The sequence below is a fragment of the Nocardia sp. NPDC047038 genome, assembly GCF_040644075.1.
GTDB lineage: Bacteria > Actinomycetota > Actinomycetes > Mycobacteriales > Mycobacteriaceae > Nocardia > Nocardia sichangensis.
On the sequence record NZ_JBEYVQ010000042.1, the window covers coordinates 1 to 6739 of the forward strand.

The 6739-nt window shown below is 68.6% G+C and carries 2 protein-coding genes; both read left to right on the forward strand.

Annotation, left to right across the window (positions count from 1 at the left end):
* Window positions 1–1018, forward strand: a 1018-nt coding sequence (locus tag ABZ824_RS39545) for an AMP-binding protein (RefSeq protein WP_356970027.1), incomplete at its 5' end; no start/stop codon positions are given.
* A gap of 267 nt (window positions 1019–1285) precedes the next feature.
* The coding region (locus tag ABZ824_RS39550) for an amino acid adenylation domain-containing protein (RefSeq protein WP_356970028.1) at window positions 1286–6739 on the forward strand (5454 nt) is incomplete at its 3' end.

A 6739-nucleotide genomic window follows, 5' to 3' on the forward strand; every position in this document is an offset into this window, starting at 1 on the left:
CACCTACGCCACCGACCTCTTCGACGAAACCACCATCCACACCCTCGGCCACCGACTCGAACGCATCCTCACCACCATCGCCACCAACCCCCACATCCCCATCGGCGACATCGACATCCTCGACCGAACCGAACGGGAGCGGATGGCGGCCGCGGCGGAGTCGGTTAGCGTCGAACCGCCCACGGCTACCGCGGGCACGGCGCTGACCCAGGCGCTGGCGGCGGCGGTCGAGGACGACCCGGAGGGGCCCGCCGTGGTCGCCGGTGAGAACGCACTGTCGTACCAAGATCTCGACGCCCGCTCTTCGCGTTTGGCGCGGGTGCTCATCGCGCGGGGCTGCGGTCCCGGCGCGGGTGTCGGAATGCGCTTGGATCGCGGCATGGAAGCGGTCATCGCGACCTGGGCCGTCCTCAAAACAGGCGCCGCCGTCGTCCCCGTCGACACCCTCGACACCGCACTGCCCGACGACCTCCAAACCAAAATCGGCCTCACCCTCGGCGATCCACCCACCGGCACCCTCGACTGGCTCGCCCTCGACGACCCCGCCGTCATCGCCGAGATCGCCGCCGAATCACCCCGCCCGGTCACCTACGCACACCGCACCCGGGCGCTGCGCGGCACCGACCCGGCGTTCGTCGGCGCGCAAGTGCTCAGCTACGACGACTTGGCCACGGCGGCCGGACGGCTGCGCGCCCGCACCGAGCTGACCTTCGAATCGCGCACCTTCCAGCACGGCAGCCCGCAGTCGCCCGCCGCGCTGATCGAGGTGGTCGCCGCGGGATCGGTGGGCGCGTCGGTGGTGCTGGTCGGCGCGGACGGCGCGCTGACGGAGTCGCTGGCCGACGAGTGGGTAACCCATCTGGTGACCGATCGGACCGGGCTGGACGCCCTCGACCCGACGGCCCTGGAGGATTTGCACGCTGTGGTGCTGGACAATGGTGTCGGCGCCGTACCGGCGGGGCCGTGGGCGGATGTGGCCGCTATCGTCGAGTTCACCGAGCTGCTCGGTAGCGAGTGAATCGATTCGCGGCCGGACACGAGCCGCCAGTTGTGTGACCATGGACACAGCTGGTTGGTTTGGAGTATCAGGGTGTCCGCTGGAAATGTGTCATGGACGTGTTCTTACAGGCAGGATGTGCAGAGTTTTCATGTTTCGCTTGTCGGGGAATAGTCTGCCGGCTCAGGGATGGGGGACCAGGGACGAAGCGGGGCTCGCGTGACGCGGCCCGCGCGGGTGCGGCCCACACGCACCCGGCGACCTAGAGTCACTACCCTTCCGCAACTGATGGCAACCGCCGTCGAGGCGAATCCGACCGGTACCGCGGTCGTGTTCGCCGACGCGGTCAGCTCACGCGGACAACTCACCTACGCGGAACTCGACGCCGAATCCACGCGTTTGGCGCGTTTGCTGATCGATCGTGGGGTGGGTCCGGAGGATCTGGTCGCGGTCGGTGTTCCGCGTTCGGTGGAGTCGGTGGTCGCGGTGTGGGCGGTGGCCAAGACCGGTGCGGGGTTCGTGCCGGTGGATCCGAACTATCCGGCCGACCGGGTCGAGCACATGGTGAAGGACTCCGGCGCCGTGCTCGGACTCACCGTCGCGCGTGTGGTGGAGGACCTGCCCAACGAAATCGAATGGCTGGTGATCGATTCCGACACCTGTGCCAGGCAGCTGGAGGACTACCCGACCGAACCGGTCACCTATGCGGATCGGCTGCGCCAATTGCGCGCCGAACATCCGGCCTACGTCATCTACACCTCGGGATCGACCGGCATGCCGAAGGGTGTGGTCGTCACGCAGGCGGGGTTGGCGAGTTTCTGTGCCGAGCAGCGTGATCGGTATCGGGTGACGAGTGCGTCGCGGACGTTGCATTTCGCGTCGCCGTCGTTCGACGCGTCGGTGCTGGAGTTGCTGCTCGCGCTGGGTGGCGCGGCCACCATGGTCGTGGTCGCGCCGACGGTGTACGGCGGTGACGAGCTGGCCGCGCTCCTGCGCAGGGAGGCCGTCACGCACGCGTTCATCACCCCGGCCGCGCTGGCGTCGGTGGATCCGGCGGGGCTGGACGAGTTGCGTGTGGTGGTGGCCGGTGGCGAGGCGTGCCCGCCGGAGCTGGTGCGGCGCTGGGTGCGCCCGCTCGCCGACGGTGATCGCGAGTTCTACAACGGGTACGGCCCGACCGAGACCACGATCATGACGAACATCAGCGCGCCGCTGGTGCCGGGGCAGCCGGTCACGATCGGCGCGCCGATCCAGGCGACCACCGAGTACGTGCTGGACGAGCGACTGGTGCCGGTCCCGATCGGCGTGGTCGGCGAGTTGTACATCGGCGGGCCCCAGTTGGCACGGGGCTACCAGTTGCGCCCCGGCCTCACCGCCGTGCGTTTCGTCCCGAACCCCTTCGACCCGAACCACTCTCGTCTCTATCGCACCGGTGATCTGGTGCGTTGGACGCCGAGTGGTGAGTTGGAGTACCTGGGTCGGAACGACTTCCAGGTGAAGATTCGCGGTTTCCGTATCGAGCTCGGTGAGATCGATGCGGTGCTGGCGGCGCACGAGACGGTGGATTTCGCGGTCACCGTCGGGCACCAATTGGACAGCGGCGCGACGATTCTCGCCTCCTACGTGCATGCGGCGAGCGGACACTCGATCGACATCGACGAGCTGACCACGCACGCCGAGCGCAGCCTGCCGGTGCACATGGTGCCGACCTCCCTCACCGTGCTGGACGAGATCCCGCTGACCCCGGTGGGCAAGCTGGATCGTCGGGCCCTGCCCGCTCCGCAGTTGCAGACCAAGGAATTCCGCGCTCCGTCGGGCGCGCTCGAGCAGTTGGTGGCGGGTGTGTTCGCCGACCTGCTCAGCGCCGGCGACGAGATCGGCGCGGACGACGATTTCTTCGAGCTGGGCGGCAACTCGCTCATCGCGACGCAGGTAGCGGCCCGGCTCGGGGCGTCGATCGGCGCGCGGGTGCCCGCGCGGACGGTGTTCGAAGCGCCGACGGTCGCGCTGCTGGCCGCCCGGCTCGCCGAATTCGACACCGGCGCGCAGCGTCCGGCACTGGTGGCGGTGGAGCGTCCGGAGCGGGTGCCGTTGTCGTTGGCGCAGCGGCGGATGTGGTTTTTGAATCAGTTCGATACCGGGTCCGCGGCGAACAATATTCCGTTCGCGGTGCGGTTGTCGGGTGTGTTGGATGTGGCGGCGTTGCAGGCGGCGGTCGCGGATGTGGTCGGGCGTCATGAGACGTTGCGGACGGTGTATCCGGCGGTGGACGGTACCGGGTATCAGGTGGTGCTGCCCGCCGCGGAGGCGACGCCGGACCTGACGCCGCACGACCTGCCCGCCGGGGAACTCCCGGACTGGCTGCGTACGTTCGCCGCCACCGGTTTCGATGTCGCGGCCGAGGTGCCGTTGCGGCTTTCGCTCGCGCGGACCGGTCCCGACGACTACGTCCTCGCCGTCGTCGTGCACCACATCGCGGCCGATGGCACCTCGATAGCGCCGCTGGTGCGCGACTTGATGACCGCCTATGTCGCGCGCAGCGCGGGCACCGCACCCGGCTGGGAACCGCTGCCGGTGCAGTACGCGGACTACACGCTGTGGCAGCGCGCCGTGCTGGGCGAGGAGAACGACCCCCGTTCCGTGGCCGCGACGCAGATCGCCTTCTGGCGCGAGGCTCTCGCGGACATTCCGGACCGGATCGATCTCCCCACGGATCGGCCGCGTCCCGCCACGGCATCCGGAAGCGGAGGCGTCTTCACCTTCACCGTCGACGCACCCACCCGGGCCCGGCTCGACGAACTCGCGCACGCGAACGGTGCCTCGTTGTTCATGGTTGTGCACACCGCTTTCGCGGCGTTGCTCGCCCGATTGTCCGGCTCCGCCGACATCACCATCGGCACGCCGGTCGCGGGCCGCGGCGAGGCCGAACTCGACGATCTGGTCGGCATGTTCGTCAACACGCTGGTGTTGCGGACCGCGGTGGATCCGGCGGCCTCGTTCGCCGAACTGCTGGCGGTGACCAAGGAACGTGACCTCGCCGCCTTCTCGCATGCCGAGTTGCCGTTCGAGCGGCTGGTCGAGGTGCTGGACCCGGTCCGCTCGCAGGCGCATCATCCGCTGTTCCAGGTGGCGCTGTTCTTCCAGAACATGGACCGAGCGGAGCTCGAGTTGCCCGGCCTGTCGGTCGGCGCGGTCGAACTCGACGGCGCGGTGGCCAAATTCGATCTGCAACTGACGGTGACGCCGCAGGAAGGTCCGGACGCGGGCCTGGCCGCCATGTTCACTTATGCCACCGACCTTTTCGATGAGGGTTCGGTCGCCGAATTCGCGGCGCGCCTGAACCGGTTGCTGCGCGCGGTCGCGGCCGATCCCGATCGCGCACTGGGCGGCATCGACCTGCTCAGCGTGGTCGAGCGGGATCGAATCCTGCACGAGTGGAACGACACCCGTTACCCCGTCCGCTCCGAATTGCTGCTCGACGGATATCGCCGTGCCGTCGAAGCGAATCCGGAACGGATCGCCGTCGCTTACGAGGGCGCCGAGCTGACTTATCGTGAGTTCGATGCGCGGGTGAATCGGCTGGCGCGTTTGTTGATTTCGCAGGGTGTGGGTGCGGAGTCGTTGGTGGGGTTGGCGGTTCGGCGGTCGTTGGATCTGGTGGTGGGGATGTATGCGGTGGTGGCGTCGGGTGGGGCGTATGTGCCGTTGGATCCGGATCATCCGGCCGAACGCATCGCGCACATCCTCGACACCGCTCGCCCCCTCTGTGTCGTGACGACCAGTGCCGACGCGGCGGCCCTGCCCGAGGACGTCCGGGCGCTCGCCGTCGACACCCTGGATCTCGACGGCTTCGACGACAGCCCGGTGCGCCCGGAGGAACTACTGCGTCCGGTGTTGCCGGAGCACCCGGCGTACGTGATCTTCACGTCGGGATCGACCGGCAGGCCCAAGGGCGTCGCGGTGTCCCATGCGGCGATCGACAACCAGATCGCGTGGATGCTGGCGGAATACCCGCTGGGCGCCGACGACGTGTACCTGCAGAAGACGGCGACGACGTTCGACGTCTCGCTGTGGGGCTACTTCATGCCGTTGCGCGCGGGAGCGAAGCTCGTCGTCGCCACGCCGGACGGGCACCGCGACCCCGCCTACGTCGCGGAAACCATTGCCGGGCAGCGCGTGACGGTAACCGACTTCGTGCCGTCCATGCTGACCGTCTTCGCCGCGCACACCACGCCCGGCAGCTGCCCGACGCTGAAACACGTCTTCGTGATCGGCGAGGCGCTGCCCCCGGAGACCGTGGGAGCCATGCACGCGGTGTCCGACGCCGCTGTGCACAACTTGTACGGCCCGACCGAGGCGGCGGTCTCGGTGACCTACTGGCCCGCGTCGGCGGACGAGCGCAGCGTGCCGATCGGTCTGCCGCAGTGGAACACGCAGGTGTACGTCCTGGATTCGTGGTTGCGGCCGGTGCCGGTGGGTGTGCCCGGTGAGTTGTACTTGGCCGGTGATCAGCTGGCCCGTGGTTATGTGCGGCGTCCCGATCTCACCGCGGACCGGTTCGTGGCCAACCCGTTCGGCAACGGCGAGCGGATGTACCGCACCGGTGACCTCGTCGTATGGCGCAAGGACGCCGACGACGCGGTCCTCGACTATCTCGGCCGGACCGATTTCCAGGTGAAGTTCCGTGGTCAGCGGATCGAGCTGGGCGAGATCGAGACGGCGCTGCTGGCGCAGCCTTCGGTGAGCCAGGCGGTGGCGCTCGTGTCGCCTTCATCGCTGGGCGACCAACTCGTGGCCTACGTCGTCCCCGCTCCGGGAGACCGGATCGACACGCAGGCGCTGCGCTCCGCGATCGGTGAGACGTTGCCCGCCTACATGGTTCCGGGCGCCATCGTGGCGCTGGATGCGTTCCCGCTGAACTCCAGCGGCAAGCTGGACCGTAAGGCGCTACCGGAGCCCACCTTCGAGACCAAGCATTTCCGTGCGCCCTCGAGTGCGATCGAGGAGATCGTGGCGGGTGTGTTCGGCGAGGTGCTCGGTGTGACCCGGGTCGGCGCGGATGACGACTTCTTCGCGCTCGGCGGCAATTCGCTGGTCGCCACCCAAGTCGTGGCGCGTCTCGGCGCGGCGGTCGGTGGCCGCGTGCCGGTGCGGACGCTGTTCGAGACTCCGACGGTGGCGGGGTTGGCGGCGGCGCTGGAGTCGCACACGCACGGTGAGCGCGTCGAGTTGGGCAGTATCGCCCGGCCGGAGCGGTTGCCGTTGTCGTTGGCGCAGCGGCGGATGTGGTTCCTCAACCGCTTCGATCAGTCCGATGAGGCCGCGGAGCAGATCGGTTCGGCGGCCTACAACCTGCCGTTCGCGTTGCGGTTGACCGGTGCGTTGGATGTCGCCGCGCTGGGTGCGGCGCTACAGGATGTGGTCGTGCGCCACGAGGTGCTGCGCACGGTGTATCCGGAGACGGTCGACGGCCCGGTGCAGGTGGTGCTGCCCGCCGGGCAGGTCGCCTTGGATCTCACTCCGCGGGTGCTGGCCGAGTCGGACGTGGCGAGCGCCGTGTACGCCTTGGCGGCGACTCCGTTCGACGTGACGGCCGAGGTGCCGTTGCGTGCCGTCCTCATCCAGGTCGACGGAGCGCCCGAGACGTATGTGTTGGCGGTGGTGGTGCATCACATCGCGGCGGATGCGTCGTCGATGGGTCCGTTGGTGCGGGATGTGATGGTGGCGTATGCGGCGCGTACT